The sequence below is a fragment of the Paenibacillus sp. JSM ZJ436 genome, from assembly GCF_044383795.1.
Lineage (GTDB): Bacteria > Bacillota > Bacilli > Paenibacillales > Paenibacillaceae > Paenibacillus_AQ > Paenibacillus_AQ algicola.
In genome coordinates, this window is record NZ_JBISEO010000002.1 from 23,623 (window position 1) to 45,456 (window position 21,834).

The window sequence follows — 21,834 nt, forward strand, 5'->3', positions numbered from 1 at the left end:
ATAAAAAAAGAGGTGGCTTGCATGATCGACGTAGGTGTTGTGATGCCATTATACAAGCAAGAGCCCGAATTTCTACGAGCGGCTATAGACTCCCTTCGCAGCCAGCGCTACGAGCATTTTATCGTGATCGTAGTCATAGACGGGGCTCCGGAGATGGAGCCGCTTGTTCGGGAATATATCGGTGAAGACGACCGTTTCGTTCTTCTGCCGCAGCCGGAGAACCGAGGAGTTGCTGCAGCCCTGAACAAGGGCTTCGAGGAGCTGTTCACCTTTCCGGACATTCGATATGTAACCTGGGTCTCCAGCGACAATATTTATTATCCCGATTTCCTGCAGCGGCTTCGTCAGCGGCTGTCAGAGGGACCGGAGGAGCTGGGCCTGGTATACTCCTCCTTTCAGTCCATATCGAATGAGGGGACGCCCTTGCACAGTGAATATCAGCTGGCTGCCCAGCGCAAGTATCAATCCAGCGCTAAAGACAAGCTGCTGGATGCCTGTATCATCGGCGTGTCCTTCATGTACAAGGCTCAATATGCGAAGCTTATTGACGGATATCATATGGTACCTGTAGAGGATTATGAATATTGGCTGCGTCTGACCGAGCATTGTGATATCCGCTATTTGCCTGTAGAGCTGATGGACTACCGCGTTGACTCCACCTTCAGTGTATCCGCCTCCCTGAAGGACGAAGCCCGGCATCGCCAGTGGAGATATACGTACCATCTGGCACGCCATCAGGCACGAGTGCGCCAAGGCATTCCGCATGCCCTCACGGTTATCTACCCCCTGTCCACCGTCAGTCCTGTGGACGTGGCAAGAATCGAGAATTTGTATGATCAAAGCTTCAGCAATTACGTCACGGCCATTCTGGATTTAAGTCCAGATGAAAGTGTATCCGCCGCTCTATCCAATATTCCGCATCCACTGACCAAATTCATGTGGCTGCCGGGGGAACGAGAAGAGCAGGTAGTCTATTATGCAGCACAGATGATCGAGACTCCCTTCGCCATGATGATCGGCACTGAGCCTTTTGCTGCAGTCACTGATCTGGAGGTGCTCACGAAGCAGCTGCTCAAAGCTCCGGCCGAGGTGGAATCTAATTACTACAACAGCACTCATTCCGATGTCGATTACCGCTATCCGGGTGTGCCGTTTCAGTTTCGTGCGATTCAGCACGAGCTGTTTAGGACCGACTCGCTTCGGGCCCGGCTGAAGACGTACATGATGTCACAAAGACAGGAGGGCTTGCTATGAAGGTGCTCTTTACCTTTTTCAATCCCAGCGGCGGCATGGAAACCTTGAATCGGGTGCGTTGCAAAGCCTTAATGCAGCACGGCATCGAATGCCATTTGTTGTACACCTATGATGGAGAGGGACGAAAGAACATCAAGGGCATTAAGACCTTCATTCTATCTAATCCGGAGCAGATTCAAGCTCTAATCCGCCGGGAGCATTACGATACCATTGTCATCTGTTCCGATATTCAATTAATGGAATGGATGCATCAATGGGGCTATACTGGCCATCTCATTTATGAAATCCAGGGACTCGGCACCGTGGAAACGGCCCGGGAAATTCTGGTGGATTACCAAGCCCGCATTGAAGCTTATGCAACGGCGCTGCTCTATCCCCGAACCTCTCATATTCAAAATATGATGAAGGAGCTCTTTCCCGGCAAGCTGCACTTCTGCTTTGACAACCCGCTCGATACCGAGCGCTTTCATTACATTCCTTATCCGCCTAAGCCCTTTCCTATTCTGGGATGGATCGGGCGAATTGAGAAGAACAAGAACTGGAGAGATTTTCTGAAGCTCGGCGCGGCCTTGAAGCAGCGGTATCCGGATATGTATCTATGGATGTTCGGCGATGATACCCTGTTTCATCCCCAAGAGCAGGCGGCGTTTCAGCAGATGGTGGCGGAACTGCAGCTGTCCGAAGCATTAATTCAGTACTCCAACGTCCCGCATGAGATTATGGCCGACTATTTATCCATCATTGGCGACTCCGGCGGTTTGCTGTGCTCGACATCCATCACGGAAGGGTTCGGATATGCAGTAGCTGAAGCGATGCTCTGCCGATGCCCTGTGCTGGCTACAGATTCCGATGGCATCAGAGCCTTTCTCTATCCCGGCAAAACCGGACTGTTCTACGAGATGGGGAATATCGAGCAGGCGCTACGTTCTGCTCTGTTGATGATGGAGAATGCTGTTCTTCGAAGCCTCATTGTAGATAGCGCCGAGGCATTGATGCACCAGCGATTCTCGGCTGCGCATTATGTCCGTCATTTTAATTCCATGCATAAGGTGCTGGATCCATGACCATATTTAATTTTCAAGTGACTCCGGGCGGCCCGCCCCGCTTCGAGCCTACGATTGCTGTCAATTTGCTCAGTGTTAACAATATGGTGGCGACCTCCGTTTATTTTGAAGGCAATATCCCCTTGGTCGGGGCGTATACCTCGTTTGACGGCGGCGGCACCTGGAATGTGCAGGTTCTGCCTTTACCAGATGGCTTCACCGGTTCCGAGGCGCCATTTGTCGCCTATGCGTTCCCTTCTACCTTCGTCATCGCGGTGCATGCGTTTCCCGGCGCTTTCAGCGGCACGACGGTGGTCTACCGTTCTACAGATAACGGAGTCACCTTTTCTCCTCCGGTCACCGTAGCTCCGGGCTATGGGCTGTACATCAATAATGATGAGCCGGCGATTGAGGTGGACAATGCGACGGCCAGCCCTTTTATCGGCAATTTCTATGCTGCTTATAACCGCCAGTTCAACATTGAGGCCAATGCCCGATCGGTCGCTTTCTTTCAGCGTTCTCTCGATCAGGGGGTAACCTGGGAGCAGCCAGTGCTGCTGTCCAGCCCCAGCGATGTCGTAGAACGTCCTGATATTACCGTAAGCCAGACCGGCAGTGTGTTTGCAACATGGATTACGACGAATCCTCCCTCGCCTACCTTTTTTCTAAGGAGATCTCTGGATGGGGGGCAGACCTTTGAGCCGTCCGTCGTGATCTCCCCCGTGGATCTGGTGCCGATCGTGCTGCCGGTCCCCGGATACGGATTCCGCGTACTGACCTTTCCTAATATTGCAGCAGATATTACAACGCTTTCGACCTCCGGCAACCTGTATGCCGTCTGGCAGGATTTCCGCTTGGGCTATTCGGATATTTTCTTCTCGAAATCTACCGATCAGGGGCAGAGCTGGTCTCCACCGGTTCCGATCACCGGTGCACCTGCCAATTCCCAGAGCTTTTTTCCGGCATTGGATGTGGATCCGTTAGTCGGTGTCGTGAATGTCATTTATTACTCAAACCGGATCGATGGCTTTGACCTGGATGTATTTACTGCGCGTTCCATTGACGGCGGCAATACGTTTACCAATCAGCGGGTCACCGCCCAATCCTTTAACCCCAACGAAGGCAGCCCTACCCCGGTTCCGCTCATTGGAGATTATATCGACATCAAAAGCGTCCCTCCCTACGGCTATATCGGCACCTGGACCGACACTGTAACGGGAACGCAGACGATTTTTGCCGGATTTAACACAGATCCGGTAGCTTGAAGCGAGCGGTTAATGAGTGTATTACAGGTGCGGAGATGAGCCTTGCCTGCGATACTTTCCGGGCGAGAAGCCCATGCGGGATTTGAACATTTTGGAAAAATGATGGACGCTGGAGAATCCGCAATATGCCGCGATTTCCTCCTGGGTCCAATCAGACTGCCGCAGCAGCTCGCAAGCGTGCTGGATGCGCATATGGAGTAAATACTGATGCGGCGACATGCCGTACTGCAGCTTGAATACGTCATGAAATCGTGAGACGGACAGGTTAGCCCGGCGGGCCATATCCGCTAATGTCAAAGGCTCACTGAGGTGCAGAGAGAAGTAAGAGGTGATCCAGCTCAAGGCCTGAGGCGCCGGAGCCTGCGACAGCCTGGACTCCGGCTCATAGTACTCCAGAATTCGGAGAAAGACCTCCGTCATGGCCGCTTGAGCCCGAAGCTGCGACATGGGGGTGTGCTTACGCCAATGCTCCACGGCAATCAGGAAGGCGTTCCGGATCCGGCTTGTCAGCGCAGCTGGCAGCTTGACCGGGATCGCAGTCCCCAGCACCTCATCCAGCCTTGGCTGCAGTAAAGAAGAATAGGCCTGAAGATCGACCTGCCCGGCACGGGTCGGAAATCCGTCCTCTCTTTTCTCGTTATAGAAGACATCCAGATGAGCGTAGGGCGTAATGGTGTTCGTAACGCCTTCAAGCGAATGCAGCGTATGGGGCTGCAGCAGACAGAACTCCCCGGCATGAAAGCTTACCTTCTCCCCCTCGATCCAGAAACAGCAGGTGCCTTCCTGGATATAGATCAGGAGATAATCCAGCAGACGCCGAACCGGCATCGACCATGGCTTTCGCACTGCGTAATCGCATTCCCTGATATAGGGCAGCAGCGGCTGCTTGGATAATACATGTGATAAGGTATTCATGCTGAGCCTCCTGTCCGGGTTTCGGATATTCCTTCATACTGGTTCCCTTATTGTACCTTGATCTTTGCGCCTATGGCAGTAGTTTTTGATCAAAATGCAGGCCTTCTGGATAAAGCCAGCAGCCAGACAGGCAGATATAGTAAAGAGGCAGGGAATTGAAAAAAACAGGAGGCTCAATCCATGGAGCTATTGAATCAGGAGCTGCAGGCAGACTACTCGCTGTCCGCGGAGCAGATCGAAGAATATCGGCAGCAAGGACACGTTTTTTTGCCAAATGTGGCAAGCCCGGAGCTTGCCGCTGCCTACGAGGAACACATCACGAAGCTCGTGATGAAGCACAATTACCATAACAAGCCGGTCCAAGAGCGGGATACCTACGGCAAAGCTTTCATCCAAGTAGGAAATCTGTGGACGCTGGATGAGCAAATTCAACGCTTCGTCACCGCAGTCCGCTTTGCCAAAATTGCAGCCGAGCTGATGGGGGTAGACGGGGTGCGGATCTACCACGACCAAGCTTTGTTCAAGGAGCCGGGAGGCGGTCATACGCCGTGGCACCAGGACCAGATCTACTGGCCTTTGGATACGGCAAATACCATTACCATGTGGATGCCTCTCGTTCCGGTTCCGCAAGAGGTCGGCACGATGACATTTGCTTCAGGAAGCCACAAGCTGGGCTATGTGAGCCGCAAGGAAATTTCCGATGAGTCCCACACTACACTGGGTCAGTTCATTGAGGCCAAGCACATTCCGCAGGTCAACTACGGGGCGATGGCTGCCGGAGATGCGACCTTCCACGCGGGGTGGACGATCCATAGCGCTCCCGGTAACCCGACAGACCAGATGCGTAAAGTGATGACGATCATTTATGTAGCTGACGGTACGGTGATCGCCAACCCGGAGAGTAAGGCGCAGGAGAGCGATTTGAACAAATGGCTGCCCGGACTGGCTCCTGGCGACCTCGCTGCCAGCCCCCTTAATCCTCTCGTCTATCAAGCGGGCAGTAAATAAGCTGGATCAACCAAGAGCCGGAGCAGGCCTGCTCCGGCTCTTCCTGTTCAGAACCTGCTCAGATGAGAAAAATCGCGGCGGCTGTTGTCACCAGCAGCCCGATCAGCACCGGCTTGAGATTCCGGCGCGCCAGCTCAAACGGACTGACTCCGCAAATGGCGGCCGCAGGGATCAATGCCCACGGCACGAGCGTACCGCCGCCCACCCAGATCGCGGCCACCTGGCCCAGTGCCGTTAAGGTTGCTGCATCTGATCCTGTAGCTGCAGCAAAGAGCTGGGCAATAGATCCCGCGAGGGAAATGCCGGAGAAGCCGGAGCCGTCCAGCCCGGTGATGACTCCGGTGATCGTCAGCGTCACTGCACCGACGGCACCGTTCAGCGGTACAACGCCGGCCAAGGCCATGCCCAGATCGTTGACAATGCCCTGCGAGCCTTCCGGCAGGACGGCGCCATACAGCTCCGTCAGGGCCGCATCGCCAAGATAGAAGAACGCCGCGATCGGGATAACAGGGCCGAACACCTTGAAGCCGAATACCAGCCCGTCAATCATATAAGACGTTACCTTTTCCAGACCCTGGTTCCGATGTGCCAGCAGCGTGACCCCGACCAGAATGAAGACGGCCGTCCCGCCCACCAGCGCAGTCGCATCCCCGCCCTGGAGCTGAAGCATGAACATTGCGGCGACATCGGCCACAAACAGCAGCGGAATGATCACAGCCAGAGCGCGCCGGAGATTTCGCGTGAGCACGGGCGGGGCTCCCTCATCCTGATCACTGCCGCGAAGCGCCCCGGCTGCTGACGGCTCTGCTACCAGCCCATCCCGCCAGGTGCCGTTCTTCAGATCCCGCCGCATCATCCAGAAGGCTGCGCTCGTAGTCACCAGCCCCATAATGATGACCAGCGGTACGCTTGCCTGAATGACACTGGACACCGGGAGTCCCGCAGCATCTGCCGTCAGCTTCGGAGCGCCCTGGATGATGTAGTCACCGGACAATGCAATCCCGTGGCCGAACAAATTCATCGCTACGGCCGCTCCTAGCGCAGGCAGGCCAACACGGGCTGCTACCGGGAGCACCACCGCTCCAATCAGGGCGACTGCCGGAGACGGCCAGAAGAAAAAGGAGGTCAGCATCATAATCAGACCAATCCCCCAGAAAGCCATCGCCGGGGTCTTGATGAAGCTCGTCAGCGGAGCCACCATCGTCTCATGGATGCCCGTGCGGATCAGCACCCGGCTCATGGCCACAATGATGGAAATGATCATAATGGTGCCCATTAGCTCCTTAGTAGCATAGATGAACGAATGAAATACCCCGGACACCGATCCAACCAGCGTCTCGGCTGCCAAGAATCCCAGAGCAAATAACCCCGCCACACAAATCATTGTTGTATCCCGTCGCCGGATCATTAGCGTCAGAATGAACACGATAAACGCCAGATATACATAATGAATGCCCGTTAATGAAATACCTACCACCCCGATCACACCCTCTCATCATTCAAAAGTGGTGCTATACCGTATGCTTGGGCATAGGCAATGGTTCTTCATTTACGGGAGCATGGGCATTCGCTGATCCTGAAGAGAAATCAGCACCTTGCCGTAGCGTCCCCCCTCCTGAACCGTAACCGTGCCGGATTCATCCCCTTTACGCGCATGCTCTCCAGCTTGACGCCACTCTCATCTTTCCAGGCCTTTTCCATATAGCATCATCGTAAAAATGGTTCATGCCTCTCTCCTCCAAGCCTCCATATTCAGTTCATTATTGAGGATCACCGCGGCCAGAGATCCTGACGATGCGGCAGCAATAGTCTGATGGAACGGGGATGCGGCATCGCCGGCACTAAACACCCCGGGAAGGCTCGTTTTGCCGAGCTCATTAACTACGACCGCTCCGGCCTCCGTCATCTCGCACCCGATGCTTTGCGGTAAATCCGAGCCTGTCGTCAGCTGAGGCTTGAAAAAGATCCCCCGGCATGCCACCGCCGTTCCGTCTTCCAGCACCACCTCCTGCACAAGGCCGTCACGGGATTCAATCCTCCGGATTGGCGAATCAAACAGCGGCACCCCTTTTCTCTTCAGCTCCTCTCGCTCGGCATCTGTCAGCTCATCCGGTCCGTTCGTGCAGACCGAGAAAACATCTGTCCATCCTGCGATCACAGGAGCAAAATGCAGCAGCTCCTTCCCTTTCTGAATAATAACGAGCGGCTGGTCTCTCAATTCCCATCCATCACAGTAGGGGCAGACAAAGGCGCTTTTTCCGTACACCTCCGCAAGTCCTGGAATGTGCAGCGGAGAGTCCTTCATTCCTACAGCGAACAGTATTTTCTTGCCATTGAATACTGTGCCTTCCGATGATTGAAGCTGGAACGCGCCGTCTGCTCCGGAGATTGACGTTACGCTTTCCCCGTAAATGGATACCGAAGGATAGGCGCCCAGCTCTTCTCTGGCCATTCTGCGAAATTCGCTCGGCGCCACGCCGTCACGGGTCAGAAAGCCATGCATCCGGGAAGTTACCGCATTCCGAGGGCGTTCTGCATCGATAAGTGCAACCTCTTTCCTTGCCCTACCCAGCACGAGAGCCGCGTTCATTCCGGCCGGACCCCCGCCAATCACAACAACATCCACGTGAATATTCTTCATTTTTCCCTAACCTCCAATATAGATCTATAATATCCATAATTAAAGCGCAAGAAGCTCATTACTTCTTGTCTTCTTGCGGGCTGCAGGAAGTCAGTGCCTCATCCAGAACCGACTGGATGGTATGCTCCTGCAAATACTGGTACAGCTGCTGTTCGGCGCCGAGCATGACTTTCTCAACCAGGCATACCTTCGGTTTGTGGCGACACTGGACATCCTCCGTGGCTGCACCCGGCTCCTGCCCCACTAGTAATTGGTGCTGCTGGGATCTGGAGTTCGAGCATTCAAACAGCTGCTGCCGTCCTTCGATCACCAGAATGACATCCAGAAAGGAAATCTGTTCTGCCGGCCTCGCCAGCTCATATCCGCCATTCACTCCGGGGACCGCACGAATGATGCCATCCTGCCTCAGCTTGGACATAATCTTGGACAGATAGCTTTCGGAGACGCCCAGCGTGCTGGACAGGGCCTTGATCCCTACATTCTGACTTTTCCCGGAAAGTCCCAGGTGGATTAAGGCATGCAAGGCATAGTCTGTGCTTTTGGAAAACTGCAAGGGTCTTCTCCTTTCCGTGTTACGTCGATGACTATTATAGATAGCTAGTATCCATAATATATGTTAGCGGGGATCGCGTCAACAGGATTGCCCGGCTGGTTGATGTGGCGGGACCGCGGGGGATAGCACAACCGCGGGATATGGCTGTACCGGTGAGTAAGGGGGGAGGTCATTCTTTTCCAGGTGAAGGTCAGGGTAAACACATAGCCGTTTGGAGCTTCGGCCTCGAAGCTCCAAACGGCCATGTAAGGATGAATCTATACTTGTTACATACTCAGATCGGTCGATGGCTCGAAATGGTCAAGCAAGGCCATAGCCTCCTCGTGATCCGGCTCCAGCTCTAACAATTCCCGCAAATACTGCACTGCCTCCTCCATCAGATCCAGCTCAAAGCAGCAGATCGCCAGGCAATAATAGACGGTGGATGGAACCTCATCATAGCGCTGCTGGACGGATATCTCCAGATAGCGCTTGGAGTGCTCATACAGTTCCATCTCAAACAGGATCAATCCCGCATCCAGTGCTACATCGTAGCGCTGTGCCAGAACGTAGTAGGAGGACCACATACGTTCAATGCCGCTCAGCAAATCCTGCTTCTCCTCATCGTTCGCGTCCGGCAACAGCTCGGAGAGCCGTTTGGTGCTCTGCACGAAAAACTCTGTGTCATAGCCTCCTAGACGCCAGAAGCTGAAGATCTGCTGTAAGCCCATATGATCCAGACGGACATCCACCCATTCCTTCAGACTGAAAAACTCATCCGGACCAAAGCGTTCAATGCTTCGACGGTATGCTAAACGCGTATGTGCGTACTGCTTGGGATTGTTCAGGCTGAGAATACAGCCTACATTTAAATTCTTGTAGTGCTGAGAGGGAAATAACGCTTCTCCTCCTCTCTCCTCAAACACATGCTGAAACGCGTGGTAGTTCGCCGTCAAAGAAAAGCTGCCATGCAATGTCAAAATGGGCGGCTCTGCAAATTTCCAGCTATCAAGGAGATGATCTCCCTTGTCAGCCGTTATGAGCAAAAAGCCTTGCTCCGATAACCGGGATAAACGCTCTAAACAATCCAGTCCGGCAGCAGGAAATAAAATATGCGAGTCCTCCAGCTCCTCCTGATACAACGCAATCGTACTGCGGTACGGGTAAGAAAGATGTTCATACTTCGGTTCCCGCCGGTGCTCATAGCTCAGCGTGATTTGATCCAGCCACTCGGAAGGACGCAAGGAATTCGCTGACTGTACAGGTGCTTCAATATACACATCCGCTTCATAGATGCTCCCATCGCCAACATAAATCAGCTCTTGCGGGATGCTGTCAAAGAAGTAGTTTCCGATAATAATTAACGGCTGCTTCACATCCCCCGGATGCAGGGTAGCTCCCGATACAATCAGGTTCAGCTCGGTATCCCGGACAGCATCAAAGCGCGCAAAATCCAGAATTCCCTCAGTAATAAAAGACTGCAAGGCGGGATGCTCCCTCCAAGCCACCACATTACTCATGGGCAGATCTGTCATAATATACTGGAAGGGAGGCAGCTCCATTCCCGCATAATCCCGGAGCTCACATAATTCCTGCAGCACATGATAAGCCAGGCGTCCGGCGCCGGCGCCAAGCTCCACAATGTACACTACGGAGTCCGCACCGTCTTCCTGATTCATCCGATCCTGAAGAAATCCCAGAATCATCTCTGCATAGGCTCCGGCAATCATCGGATTGCTCGTTACATATTGAGGAACCTGGTCATTTCTCCAGGCCTCTGTGCCTTTCTCTTCATAATACTGTCGCTGCACATTCCATATAGGTGCCTCACTAAACCGGTAACGCTGCTTGCTTAAATCTGACATGTACACAATCCTGCTTTCTACAATAGGTTTAATCCTGTTTCACTTAAACGATACACTTTATTGGCCCGCTCAGCCACCTCTATGTCGTGGGTAACGATTACAAGGGTCAGCTTCTCCTCCTGATGCAGTCTTTGGAGAAGATCCAGAATTTCATGGGTTATGTCAGAATCTAAATTTCCTGTAGGCTCATCCGCAATGAGCAGCTTCGGCTTATTGACCAGTGCTCTTGCAATGGCCACCCGCTGCTTTTGTCCTCCGGAAAGCTCACTCGGGAACACCCGCTCTTTACCCGATATTTGTAACTGCTCCAATACCTCCATAATCCGCTGCCTCCGCTGGTGCTTATTCAGCTTGTTGGCATAAATCAACGGGATCTCTACATTTTCAAAAACGGTCATATCCGTAATAAGCTTGAAATCCTGGAACACGAAGCCGATCATTTCATTCCTTACCTTGGTATACTCTTTATTAGATAAAGTGTCAACAGCCTGATCATGAAGCCAAATGCTCCCGCGATCCGGCTTGTCCAGCAAGCCGATAATATGAAGCAGTGTAGATTTTCCCACTCCAGAAGTACCTAGAATCGCAATATAATCGCCTGACTGAATTTCTAGTGTAATGTCCTCCAGTACCTTCAAGGAGCTCTTTGGATTGCTGGTATGAATATAGGACTTGCATATATGAGAGAGGGTTAACATAAGCAGGCCTCCTTATTCTCGGCTTCACGATAGATGGCTGATCAGGGGAGTATTTTTAAATTTGAAGAATGGCAGGACAGATAACAACGTCATGCATGTCAATACCAGCAGAGCAGCTAGAACGGTCCAGGGCAGCTGCTGTACATAATCAGGCTCATAGTAATAGACAACGAAGGATGACAATATGGTTGAACATAGTAGTATAGGCAGAGACATCATCATAAACTGCAGATTGTAGCTCAGTATAATATGTGTTCTGGAGGCTCCCAACAGCAGATGAATCGCCCAATTACTTTTGTTTCGCAAGTAGTCTAATAACACGGCTCCCAGATGACCGATGGCGAAGCATACCATAATCGATATCGTAAAGATCAGGAACACTAACGAAAGTCCTTTCGCGGTATTGAGACTTTCCTGGCTTGCACCCAGGACATTTTCCAAATGGAAGTACAAGTCTCCCCCATGCTGTCCCAGAATTTGCAGTAATGTACGCTTGGTTTCAGGGTTTACCTCCCCTTGGATCCAGGCATAAGTGACACTTGAGGAATGATTCGGCGGAAGTGAAGTCACTTCAGTGCTCTCCGATAAATAACGATAGCCCAGCCTCGATAATAGATCCCATTGGATCCCTTTGTCTGATACTACTGTTTTGTAAAGCTCTTCGCTTAATAATAGTATTGTCTTGCCGTCTTGCCCTGCTTCAAAGCTGCCTATGTAAACCTTGATCTTATCTACGCTCTGCAGCTGTGTCATCAGCTCACTGCTGAACTGAAACGGCTGCCTGCCGCTTTCTGAGGTCGCTCTACCATGGACGTTAATATTGTATAAATCCGAACCAAATGCATGCTTATACATCCGGATACTATGTTCCACACCAAGGTATATGGTGAGCACGGTAACGAAAAGCGTCAAAGCCATGCCCAATTGAAAAGCCGATAGCAGCGTTTTGGCCTTGGAGCGCATAATTCTCCGCCAAGCCAGTTGGAAGGTATACAGCAACTTCGATGCTCCTTTTCCTTAATGAAAATGTAATTCCTTGTGCAGGTTTCTTAAGTCAATGCTCCGAATCCAGATATAGCCGAAAATAATGGTAATCCCCATAGCAATAGCAATGATACCGCTAACTACAGACAGACTCATGTCCAACGGAATGTTCACTTGTTCCATGACAAGCTTGAGCACATACAGAAGCGGCAGCATAAGGATATACGCACAAAACGTATACACAAACAACTCCACATATATCTGCCTGTACACACTTCTCTTACCGCCTCCAAACACAAACATCAACGACCACTTCAAATGATCCCGCTCAAACTTATACACTAGCAGGGAGATAATATTGACCAGAGTGAACAGCCATAACAAGATGCACAGAATGATAGCAATAGCATGGGATTTGTTGGCTTGTGCCATCTCTTCAGCCTTAAACGCCTCATAGCTCGACAGCGAGGCATCCGGATTATAGGACTTCAGCACGTCTAGCACTTCATCATACACCGATTGGGAAAAAGAACTGAACTGAATGACCGCCGTAGTCATTGTTGGTGATACGTTGTCCGGGCTTACCAGCATATTGGATTCTAGAAGTGTGTCAAAGCGAACAGCCTTTTCATGGTAGACTTCTTCGACCAAAAGTGACTCCCCAAGAAGCTCCAGAGCTTCTCCTTGGGGATGTATTGCGGGCAATAACTTCTCCGCAGTTTTCGGAGTAATATGTATTCGATCACTATGAGTCTGGAGTACGCGGAGTTTCTCCTTGTCTACGCCTTCGAATAAGAGCAGATCTTCATTAGCCCAGCGAACAGGCAGCTCCTCCACCGTATATTTTGAAAACACTTGTACTGCTGTATTACCTCCATACCCGAATCCGAGCACGCCTTCGATCTCCAGGAGCTTCTGATGGAGACCCCGGGCATTAGCCCAGCTCAAAGTCGATATACCATCTTCATTGAGCAGATAATAGTTCTCCCCTTGATAAAAAGAGCTTTGCTGATCCTGATAGTTACTATACACATTCATCAAAGTAGCTGAAGGAAACAGCATCGCAGCGACTAAAACGACAACGATCACAATGCTGAACACTTTGTTTCTCACTATGCTCTGCATTGCACTCCTAAATTCATAATATAATAGGTTTTTCATCTTCCATATTATAGCAATGATTACAGGTATGATCAACGATAACTCCTTATTGAATAGAGCTCATCAGCTCATAAAAACAGCCAGGCTGTGAGTGTATTTTTGTTATCTACACAATCATGCCATAGTGTAGCAAATCCGTTGTTGAAAATTACAGGTATCATATGTTGATTCTACTAACCGTGTAAGAAGTACGCATATTTATGCAGGTAATTTGAACGCAGCGTTTGCCAACTAACCGACAGCAAGAGCGGTAATTGGTGGTACGGATTATTACAGGTGATTAATAGTTTAAAATACCAATATAAGTAATATAATTAAATACTTCCTAAGAAGTAAGATTAGGAGTAACTGCCCTATGGAAAAGAATAAAGAAATTGTCTTCAATGCTACTATTTTTTCTGCAATACTAGCTGTAATTGTAGGATGGTTTATGGCCTCCGTCAGTGCTAGTAGTCAGGGGCTAAATCCTGATGATCGGTTTATTCCGTTTATAAGTTTATTCCTGCTTTTGTACGTCTTCAATTTAGTTGTTAGTATTATTAATTATGTGCTAGGTCGGATAATTTATAGCTTACCAGTACGCCTCCTGATCTTTAATGCATTTGGGATAATTATTATTTTAGGAATCAGATATATCCTTGATGATCCCATCTTTTTAGCAGCATATTCAACATTCGTGTTGTTTTCTTTTATCACGGTGTATTTTACTAGGGCGTGTCTTCAAACCACTCGGGTTGACTTAATCTGGTAAAATAAAGGTATGAGACAACGATACGAGTTACGTGACGACCAGTGGGACAAGATGAAAGACTTGCTGCCTGCGGAGCGGAAAGCTCAGGGCGGCCGGCCTGCCAAAGACAACCGAACTATGATCAATGCAATGCTGTGGATTGCTCGAAGCGGAGCGCCATGGCGCGATTTACCGAAATATTACGGACCATGGAAATCGGTCTACACTCGATTTCGACGCTGGGAGAAAGCAGGTGTATTCCATCAAGTTTTAGAGTGCCTCGCATCGGAACCCGATTTGGAAAGCTTAATGATTGATGCCTCGATCGTCCGTGTACATCAGCATGGTGCTGGCGCAAAAGGGGGCCAGACAAGCAAGCAATCGGGAGATCCCGAGGAGGCATAACTACGAAAATTCATGCGGTCGTTGATGCGTTAGGATGCCCGCTGAGCATCGTTCTTTCTCCTGGCAACACACATGATTGTGTGATTGGATATGAGATGCTTCAGAATCTGGATTTAACCAATAAGCAAGTCATCGCAGATCGAGGTTATGACACTAATCAAATTCTCGATCTACTGAAGGAACAGCAAGCTACATCGGTTATTCCACCTAAGAAGAACCGTGTAGAGCAACGAAAATGTGACTGGTGGTTGTACAAAGAACGCCACTTAGTCGAATGCTTTTTCAATAAACTGAAGAAATATCGACGTTTGGCTACTCGCTATGAGAAGCTGGCCTGTACCTTTGCGGCCTTTTTATCCTTGGCATCTAGCTTAGTTTGGCTTGCCTAGGTTTGAAGACACGCCCTAAGTCAAAAAAAAATTTCAAAAAAAGGCAGCTTCGGAGTGATAACCGAAGCTGCCTTTCATGAATTCACTTAACCCACAGATATTCTGATATGTGTTCTAAAAAAAGCTATAGATAGTGGGATAATAATCATTACTTCTGCAGGAAATGATATGACTAAGCAAGACCTATATCCTTCCGTATACCCAGGAGTCATAACTGTGACGTCTTTAGATAAAGAAAACAACCATTTATATACAAATAATTTCAATGATCATCTAACAATTAGTACTCCAGGAGTAGATATTTCAACCTCTTTAGTAGATAAAGAGAAGAATGAAGTTACTTTGTCTTTTGAAAAATCAAGACCTATTAGATATTTTCAGCAAGACATCTGATGATATTGGAAAAGCAGGAAAATATCCACATTACGGTTATGGTATAATAAATGTCAAAAGGATATTTGAATATATGAATAATAACTAAAATAAAGTAATATAATTGAGCATTTTGCATAATTCTAATTTTGACGTAAAGACAGCAGGATTCATTCGGATCAAAGCGGATCCAGTAGCTTGATTCTAAAAACCCCGTCATTGACATGGGCCGGCATGACTTCTAGAGAGCTGCCAAAAGTGCACGCAAAATGCCTTCTCTGCAATGCCCGCCAGCCCCTCGGGTGAACGACTTCTCAGTTCTTTCATGTACGGACGAAGACCAGACTTTCTTGGAAAATATAAACATTTATAACCTAAGACAATACATTAAAGGGGGAAACGAAGATGAAAACTAAGTTTTTATTTATATTGTTCAATTCACTTTTTATATTTTTATTGCTTGTATCATGCAGTCCAGATAAAGACCAAACGGAGTTAGACCTATTGATCGATGCTATGCATGATTCAAGTTTGAAGCTTGAAAAAAATCACCCTTCTATTGAAACCACACATTTTGCATACAATTCTGATGAGAACACATTTTATTTAGGGTTAACATTTAAAGATGGCAAAGTCCCGTCACTTGACCAACTAAAAGCTATATTTGATGAATACTTATTTAAAGCAGCCGAAGTAACAAATGAAAATGACTGGAAGATTGCCTTTGAGAATTATGCTATTAATTTTGAACAGTTGCTTACAGACAACAAAACAAAACTTCTTGCAATCAAAAAAATCAATTCTGAAGAAATTGAATTACAGAGTAATTAAAGCTTGCTTCCTCGCTACACTAAGTGGCTGAAGTCTGATTGAGTATGAAACCGCCTCCTTGTAACATGGCGGCGGTTCTATACAATATATGACACATACAAGATAACTGCTTCTTCGCTCTTCCTGATGTTTAGTATCAGACTCTGGATGGTTCCTGTACTAAATTATAGATCTAGATTGTTAACACTTAACACTCACCTTGAAAAGTATAGGGAGATGAAGATTTCAGCAGTCCTTCCACTCCATTTTTATGGTAAGGCATTAAGTGGTTAGCAGTATTTATATCCACCCATCTTATCTCTACAATTTCATTCTCGTCTTCGACGGTGACTTCTCCTTCGATGACTTTCGCACGGAAGGTAATGATTAGAGCATGATGTCCTTGATTTCCGTGTTCTAAAAAAAAAGCTTCATTAACCGCAATTACATTCCCTACTTCGATTGCTAAACCAGTTTCTTCTTTCGTTTCTCGAATAACTGCTTGCTCTAACGTTTCCCATTTTTCTACGGCCCCACCTGGTAGAGACCATCCGCTACCTTTGTTATGTACCATTAGAACCTTTTCTACCCTATCATCATAGATCAACGCATAAACAACATCTACTCTCTTCAAATCATCCACGCCTTCAATTCTATTCATCTTGATTAAGATGGTTTAGGATTTATGCTATAAACTTTATATTCCAGATTATAGCGATGATTACAGGTATGATCAACGATAAATCCTTACTGAATAGAGCTCATCAGCTCATAGAAATAGCCAGGCTCCTGAGTTTTATTCAGATGATACCAGGCATGTAGGGTTTGGGGTGACCATACATTTAACACGGTTAATACATGCAACGAGAATTCTAATGGAGCTACGCCGGAGGCCGTGATTAACATTCCGTCTGTGACAGCAGACTCCGCTTTGTAATAGGCTTCGCCTGTATAAGAAGGACAAATCATCTTCAGGTAGGACAGATCATTGCTAGTGTGTGCACGTGAGTCTAACAAGCCTGCTAGAGCCAGTCCCATGGTAGCACCGCAAATGGCTCCAACTAAGATATTCTTCCTTAAACACAGTTCGGCTATCTCTAGGATGGGAACGTGAATAGCTTCTGTCCACGTATTCCCACCAGGCAAAATCAGAGCATCTATGCTTGTTACGCTGCACTCATCTACGGTGAGATCAGGTACTATGGTCAATCCCCCCATGGTGGTCACCGGCGTCTTCTCGATCCCTACCGTTACTATTCGCGCCGGGGCCACCCCTTGTCTGAAGTATCTTCCGGAGTTCAGCTCCGCGGTTACATAACCGATTTCCCAGTCAGACATCGTATCAAATACATAAAGATATACCGTATGATTCATTTCCAATTCTCCTCATCAAGTTCGTTGTATGTACAGCACCATTCATCAGTCGTGAGTGGATGTTATCATCATAAAACAACTTCACTGACAGCTGCTGTCAGTGAAGTTGTTTAGCCTTGATAATATTCCATCAAATCTGAGGCAACCTCCACAAGTTTATTTTTCAAACCCTGCGGCTCTATGACTTGAATGGATTTCCCGTAAGGAAGAATAATAGATGGAACGTAGGTATACAGTGCCTCTTCTTCCAGTACAAACACAGCTTGCGTGGATGTCCGCTCTAGTAGATGATGCTCCAAAAACCAATGCATACATAGATTATCCAGCGCTCCGGCCCTGCCACGAATCTTACATGCAATGTATCCGGATTTATCGACTGCGTCAGGCAATAGATTGTTCATAAAAAAAGAACGCACCGAGAAATCCTGAGGACGCCTGAAGCTGCAGTCCGTGGAGGTAACGCTCAGAATACGTTCAACTCGAAAGCTGCGAATCTCCTTTCGCAGGCGGCAAAACGCAATGATGTACCATTTATGATTCCAATTAACGACGCCATAAGGGTCGATTACCCGATTAGGAGACCGCTCTTCATAACGGTTACGATAAGTAATGTCTACAGACCTTTCATGGGCGACAGCTTGCTCCAATTGCTGCAATACCGGCTGTATAGCCGGGTTCCCCTTGCGGTTAATAACTTCAAATCCGGCTAAGTGGTGGCTAAGTATATGTTCCTGCTCATGATTGGAGTACATTTTCAGCTTGGATGCTGCCTGCTCTAAGGCCTCACCTAAAGGGTACCCGGCTTCTTTGGCAAACAGAGCGGCCTGGAGCAAGGCCTTGTTCTCATCCATACTGAATCTCAGTGGAGATTGGATGAAATGATGCAGCAAGCTGTATCCACCATGATGTCCGGCATCAGAAATGATCGGAACACCGCTGGCACATAGTGCATCAATATACCGGTAAACGGTTCTAATGTTGATCTCCAGCTTTTCTGACATTTGCTTTGCAGTATATTTCTTTCCCGAATTCAGCATCCATAGAATGGCCAGCATGCTATCATTTTTTGGCATAAAATAAACCTCACATGGTTTCCATTGATTCTTCTATATCCATCATACTACTATATCCTCTTTCATTAAGACATCGATTTCTATGCAGCTGAGGCCACAAGTGACCTGTAAGCTTTGATGTCGATCAACAAAAGTCAGTAGAATCAAATCAAGCTTGATCCCAATATATGGTATGATAATCACGTATATAAATCTAAATCAGTATATTACAATTTGTAAAGTTATTCTCAAAAAATTGTTAAGGAGAAGATTGAATGAGAAAATCTATTTTGTTGGTGCAGATGTTATTATGCAGTATGCTTCTGATCTCATGCTCCGTTCCAGAGCGCACAAATCAAGGCAATGAGCCAGAAGAAGTTTTGTCAGGGATAAATATATCGATTTACAACGATAATTCAATTAAGCCACAACCTGAGTTATTTGATGTCGAATCCGAAGCAGACCTATTAAGTACTACCGTTCGTGAGATTGAAAATGCTGATCCTGCCCCAGTAACTATACCGACGATAGATGAAATAAATAGAATTTTGATTCTCGAATTTACCTACGAGAAGAAAGGGGAGACTACTTCTAAGACAGACTACTACATAATGATTTGGGATAATAGCGAAAAGTACTATATTAAAAAGTTTACAATGACACGTGATTTCTATTACGATAAATACGACGAACGGGCGAAAGAAAAGATCCTCCAAAGTGTAGGTTCTGATAACTGGAGATCCATTCTCCCATTAACGATATTGACGAATTAAGTTTGAATCAGCAGCTTACTGGGAAATTCGTGTTCAAGGTCGGCAAAGCATGACGATCAGGACCCTCTTGCGATGAGCAGGGGGTTCTTGTGTTGGCGGCTATTCTTGTTTCCGGTATTTCAGTATAATGGAGGCTACGTTTTACCAGATACCCCTTTCCACTACTTTTTGCATTGAGCCAGGATTAAACAAGTTATTTTATATTTTGTTCTGAACATAAAATAAAAAAGACCAGCTAGATCAAGAATCTGAATAAGCTGGTCTTTCCATTTAGTCTCATTTTATTAATGATATAAAAAGTCTCATGTAAAACTAAACTCTTACTCTTTGATAAAAATTACTCACAATATATTACACCACACCACCTAAATCTTATACGCCTTCATCGCCTTGCGCAGCTCTTTAAAGCTCGGACGCTTGCCGTACATGAGGACGCCGGTCCGGTAGATTTTGGCTGCAAGCCAGCCGAAGACCAGGATGGAAACCAGCAGAATGCCCAGGGATACAAGAACTTCCCACAGCGGGGCATCGCCCAGGCCAATCCTTACGATCACGGAGGTCGGGGAGACGAATGGAATGTAGGAGGACACCTTCATCAATGTAGAATTTGGAGCTCCCAGGCTGAAGATGGCAATGTAAAAGGCTGCCAGGGACAGCATGGTGATCGGCATAATCGCCTGTCCCAGATCCTCGGTGCGGCTTACGATCGAGCCTACGGCTGCGAACAGCACCGCATACAGGAAGTACCCGAAAATGTAGAACAGCAGGCCAAAGACCAGCAGCATCGGATCAACTGCACCGAAGTTGAGATCCAGAGAAGCCATAGCGTCTGTATTGTGCGGCAGCATCAGATTCACTACGGCGACAATGACAAAGGTCAGGATTTGCGTAAGCCCCAGCAGAAACATCCCAATGATTTTGCCAAACATCTGGCTTAGTGGTGAGACGCTTGTGATCAGAATCTCCATAATCCGGGAGCTTTTCTCCGTTGTGACCTCGGAAGCAATCATATTGCCTGTGCTCATCAGGGTGACGAAGAACAGAATGACCAGTGCATACACGATAATGAAATTAATCGGCTCATTGGATGCCGCTTCCTCCGCTTCTGGCTCGCTGTTACCTGCTCCCGCTTCCTCTACACTGCGGGTGCTAATCTGAACCGGCGTGTTAATCTCCTGAATCTGCTCATCACTCAAGCTAAGATCATTCAGCACCGCACGGGTCTTTGCGCCTTGAAGTGAAGCCTGCAGAACCGCCTGCAGCTGAGGCTCCAGCACGTCATCCTCCGAGCTGTAGATGACCGCCGGGAAGCTTTGACCTTCCTGGGCCTCAAAACGGATATAGCCGTCAATCAGGCCGCTCGAAACGTCGGAATTCAGCATCGTCTCGTCGAGCGTATCATACTGGATCAGCTTATACTGTGCCGCCATCTCCTCCATCGTGCTTTGGAGCTCTTCGGCGATGGCTGCCTGCTCACCATAGACAAGCCCGATTTGCTGCGGGGCTCCGCCCTGGTCTTCCTGATCACCGCTGAACAGCTGAATGAAAAATGGAATATTAATACCAATCGTAATTAACAGGGCAAAGATCAAGGTCGATACCACAAAAGATTTCGTTCGAACCTTATTCATAAACGTAAACCGGATTACCGTCCACATGTTATTCATTGGATTCACCCACCGCCTTGATAAAGATTTGATTCAATGTCGGCTCCTTCACCTCAAACCGGTGCACCGTACTCTGCGCCATCGCCAGCTGCAGTATCTCCTGGGCTGCGCTCTCTGCTTGAATGCGAATCAGATAGCCGTCCTCCAGCCGATCAACCTGGGTAACACTGGCAATCCGGTCCAATCCATTAACCTCTCCCGACGTGCCTAGTGTAACGTCTTCTCTCGGATACCGGGATTTGATCTCCTTAATGCCGCCCTGAACAACCGTATTCGACCGGTGCAAAATCGTAATATTCCGGCACAGCTCCTCAACATGCTCCATACGGTGAGTCGAGAACAAAATGCTGGTGCCTTGATCCCGCAGCTCTCTCACCGTAGACTTCAGCAGCTCTACGTTCACCGGATCCAGTCCGCTGAAGGCTTCATCCAGAATCAGAATTTGCGGCCGATGTACGACTGCGGCAATAAAGCCCATCTTCTGCTGATTGCCCTTAGACAGCTCTTCGATCTTCTTGTTGTAATACTCCGGAACCTCAAACCGATCCAGCCAGTAGCGGATGCTCTGGTCGGCGTCCTTGGATGACATCCCCCGCAGCTGAGCCAGGTACGAAATCTGCTCACTGACCTTCACCTTGGGATACAGACCCCGCTCTTCCGGCAAATAGCCCATGATCTGGCGAAGCTCCTTATTGTAAGGCTGACCGTTGTACAAAATCTTCCCTTCATCGGGGTAGATCAAGCCAAGCACCATCCGCATCGTTGTCGTCTTGCCGGCTCCGTTCGCGCCCAGCAGCCCGTAAATCTCTCCTTCCTCCACCTGAAGTGAGATTTGGTTTACTGCGGTTTTGTCCGCGTAAATTTTTACGACCTCTTCCAATTGCAATCGCTGCATC

At 48.4% G+C, this 21,834-nt stretch carries 22 protein-coding genes; 9 read left to right on the forward strand and 13 right to left on the reverse strand.

Annotation, left to right across the window (positions count from 1 at the left end; genetic code table 11):
• Nucleotides 1-21 precede the first annotated feature (21 nt).
• From ACH6EH_RS02475 to ACH6EH_RS02485, 3 genes are read left to right on the forward strand one after another with little or no spacing between them, the layout of a single operon-like run.
• Entirely contained in the window at nucleotides 22-1,254 is a 1,233-nt protein-coding gene (locus ACH6EH_RS02475) for a glycosyltransferase family 2 protein (protein WP_397330984.1), read from the forward strand.
• Nucleotides 1,251-2,318, forward strand: coding sequence for a glycosyltransferase family 4 protein (locus tag ACH6EH_RS02480; protein ID WP_397330985.1), 1,068 nt, complete (start codon nucleotides 1,251-1,253; stop codon nucleotides 2,316-2,318). Before ACH6EH_RS02475 ends, ACH6EH_RS02480 begins: the two co-directional genes overlap by 4 nt.
• Nucleotides 2,315-3,562 carry a sialidase family protein gene (locus ACH6EH_RS02485; protein WP_397330986.1) on the forward strand — a complete coding sequence of 416 codons (1,248 nt, stop codon included), beginning with the start codon at nucleotides 2,315-2,317 and terminating at the stop codon, nucleotides 3,560-3,562. Before ACH6EH_RS02480 ends, ACH6EH_RS02485 begins: the two co-directional genes overlap by 4 nt.
• A gap of 21 nt (nucleotides 3,563-3,583) precedes the next feature.
• Here the strand turns inward: ACH6EH_RS02485 and ACH6EH_RS02490 are convergent, their stop codons facing one another.
• Nucleotides 3,584-4,477 carry an AraC family transcriptional regulator gene (locus ACH6EH_RS02490; RefSeq protein ID WP_397330987.1) on the reverse strand — a complete coding sequence of 298 codons (894 nt, stop codon included), beginning with the start codon at nucleotides 4,475-4,477 and terminating at the stop codon, nucleotides 3,584-3,586.
• 180 nt (nucleotides 4,478-4,657) lie between these two features.
• Between ACH6EH_RS02490 and ACH6EH_RS02495 the strand changes: the two genes are divergently transcribed.
• Entirely contained in the window at nucleotides 4,658-5,485 is an 828-nt protein-coding gene (locus ACH6EH_RS02495) for a phytanoyl-CoA dioxygenase family protein (protein ID WP_397330988.1), read from the forward strand.
• 58 nt (nucleotides 5,486-5,543) lie between these two features.
• On the opposite strand, the gene ACH6EH_RS02500 is transcribed toward ACH6EH_RS02495, so the two are convergent.
• The 7 genes from ACH6EH_RS02500 to ACH6EH_RS02530 all read right to left on the reverse strand — a co-directional run bounded on the left by ACH6EH_RS02500 (nucleotide 5,544) and on the right by ACH6EH_RS02530 (nucleotide 13,318).
• Nucleotides 5,544-6,962, reverse strand: a complete 1,419-nt coding sequence (locus tag ACH6EH_RS02500) for a hypothetical protein (protein WP_397331242.1) — start codon at nucleotides 6,960-6,962, stop codon at nucleotides 5,544-5,546.
• A 246-nt stretch (nucleotides 6,963-7,208) separates the two neighbouring features.
• On the reverse strand, nucleotides 7,209-8,126 hold the full coding sequence (locus ACH6EH_RS02505; RefSeq protein ID WP_397330989.1) for an NAD(P)/FAD-dependent oxidoreductase: 918 nt from the start codon (nucleotides 8,124-8,126) through the stop codon (nucleotides 7,209-7,211).
• A 58-nt stretch (nucleotides 8,127-8,184) separates the two neighbouring features.
• On the reverse strand, nucleotides 8,185-8,679 hold the full coding sequence (locus ACH6EH_RS02510; RefSeq protein ID WP_138224360.1) for an RrF2 family transcriptional regulator: 495 nt from the start codon (nucleotides 8,677-8,679) through the stop codon (nucleotides 8,185-8,187).
• Between the two features lie 266 nt (nucleotides 8,680-8,945).
• Entirely contained in the window at nucleotides 8,946-10,523 is a 1,578-nt protein-coding gene (locus ACH6EH_RS02515) for a tetratricopeptide repeat protein (RefSeq protein ID WP_397330990.1), read from the reverse strand.
• Between the two features lie 17 nt (nucleotides 10,524-10,540).
• On the reverse strand, nucleotides 10,541-11,221 hold the full coding sequence (locus ACH6EH_RS02520; protein ID WP_397330991.1) for an ABC transporter ATP-binding protein: 681 nt from the start codon (nucleotides 11,219-11,221) through the stop codon (nucleotides 10,541-10,543).
• Nucleotides 11,222-11,245: 24 nt separating this feature from the next.
• Nucleotides 11,246-12,220, reverse strand: a complete 975-nt coding sequence (locus ACH6EH_RS02525; protein ID WP_397330992.1) for an ABC transporter permease — start codon at nucleotides 12,218-12,220, stop codon at nucleotides 11,246-11,248.
• A gap of 18 nt (nucleotides 12,221-12,238) precedes the next feature.
• Entirely contained in the window at nucleotides 12,239-13,318 is a 1,080-nt protein-coding gene (locus ACH6EH_RS02530) for a hypothetical protein (protein ID WP_397330993.1), read from the reverse strand.
• Nucleotides 13,319-13,721: 403 nt separating this feature from the next.
• Here ACH6EH_RS02530 and ACH6EH_RS02535 point away from each other — a divergent pair, with 403 nt between their 5' ends.
• The 4 genes from ACH6EH_RS02535 to ACH6EH_RS02550 all read left to right on the forward strand — a co-directional run bounded on the left by ACH6EH_RS02535 (nucleotide 13,722) and on the right by ACH6EH_RS02550 (nucleotide 16,093).
• The gene (locus tag ACH6EH_RS02535; RefSeq protein ID WP_397330994.1) at nucleotides 13,722-14,117 is read left to right on the forward strand and encodes a hypothetical protein; all 396 of its coding nucleotides are present in this window, start codon (nucleotides 13,722-13,724) and stop codon (nucleotides 14,115-14,117) included.
• A gap of 9 nt (nucleotides 14,118-14,126) precedes the next feature.
• Nucleotides 14,127-14,890, forward strand: a protein-coding gene (locus ACH6EH_RS02540; RefSeq protein ID WP_397330995.1) for an IS5 family transposase whose coding sequence is annotated in 2 segments (ribosomal slippage) — nucleotides 14,127-14,468 and nucleotides 14,471-14,890 — 762 coding nt in all. Because the reading frame shifts where the segments join, the coding sequence is not laid out codon by codon here.
• A 126-nt stretch (nucleotides 14,891-15,016) separates the two neighbouring features.
• Nucleotides 15,017-15,283 (forward strand): S8 family serine peptidase, encoded by a 267-nt coding sequence (locus tag ACH6EH_RS02545; protein WP_397331243.1) that lies wholly within the window; start codon nucleotides 15,017-15,019, stop codon nucleotides 15,281-15,283.
• A 384-nt stretch (nucleotides 15,284-15,667) separates the two neighbouring features.
• Nucleotides 15,668-16,093 carry a hypothetical protein gene (locus ACH6EH_RS02550; RefSeq protein WP_397330996.1) on the forward strand — a complete coding sequence of 142 codons (426 nt, stop codon included), beginning with the start codon at nucleotides 15,668-15,670 and terminating at the stop codon, nucleotides 16,091-16,093.
• Nucleotides 16,094-16,280: 187 nt separating this feature from the next.
• Here ACH6EH_RS02550 and ACH6EH_RS02555 read toward each other — a convergent pair whose 3' ends face one another.
• From ACH6EH_RS02555 to ACH6EH_RS02565, 3 genes are all read right to left on the reverse strand, one after another.
• A complete protein-coding gene (locus ACH6EH_RS02555; RefSeq protein ID WP_397331244.1) occupies nucleotides 16,281-16,706 on the reverse strand; it encodes an NUDIX hydrolase in 426 nt (141 codons plus the stop codon).
• A gap of 113 nt (nucleotides 16,707-16,819) precedes the next feature.
• A complete protein-coding gene (locus tag ACH6EH_RS02560) occupies nucleotides 16,820-17,446 on the reverse strand; it encodes a type 1 glutamine amidotransferase family protein (protein WP_397330997.1) in 627 nt (208 codons plus the stop codon).
• A 110-nt stretch (nucleotides 17,447-17,556) separates the two neighbouring features.
• Complete coding sequence (locus ACH6EH_RS02565; RefSeq protein WP_397330998.1) at nucleotides 17,557-18,519, reverse strand: helix-turn-helix transcriptional regulator; 963 nt, start codon at nucleotides 18,517-18,519, stop codon at nucleotides 17,557-17,559.
• 254 nt (nucleotides 18,520-18,773) lie between these two features.
• Here ACH6EH_RS02565 and ACH6EH_RS02570 point away from each other — a divergent pair, with 254 nt between their 5' ends.
• Nucleotides 18,774-19,271, forward strand: coding sequence for a hypothetical protein (locus ACH6EH_RS02570; RefSeq protein ID WP_397330999.1), 498 nt, complete (start codon nucleotides 18,774-18,776; stop codon nucleotides 19,269-19,271).
• Between the two features lie 365 nt (nucleotides 19,272-19,636).
• On the opposite strand, the gene ACH6EH_RS02575 is transcribed toward ACH6EH_RS02570, so the two are convergent.
• Complete coding sequence (locus ACH6EH_RS02575) at nucleotides 19,637-20,938, reverse strand: ABC transporter permease (RefSeq protein WP_397331000.1); 1,302 nt, start codon at nucleotides 20,936-20,938, stop codon at nucleotides 19,637-19,639.
• The gene (locus ACH6EH_RS02580; RefSeq protein ID WP_397331001.1) at nucleotides 20,931-21,833 is read right to left on the reverse strand and encodes an ABC transporter ATP-binding protein; all 903 of its coding nucleotides are present in this window, start codon (nucleotides 21,831-21,833) and stop codon (nucleotides 20,931-20,933) included. Before ACH6EH_RS02580 ends, ACH6EH_RS02575 begins: the two co-directional genes overlap by 8 nt.
• Between the last annotated feature and the right edge of the window lies 1 nt (nucleotide 21,834).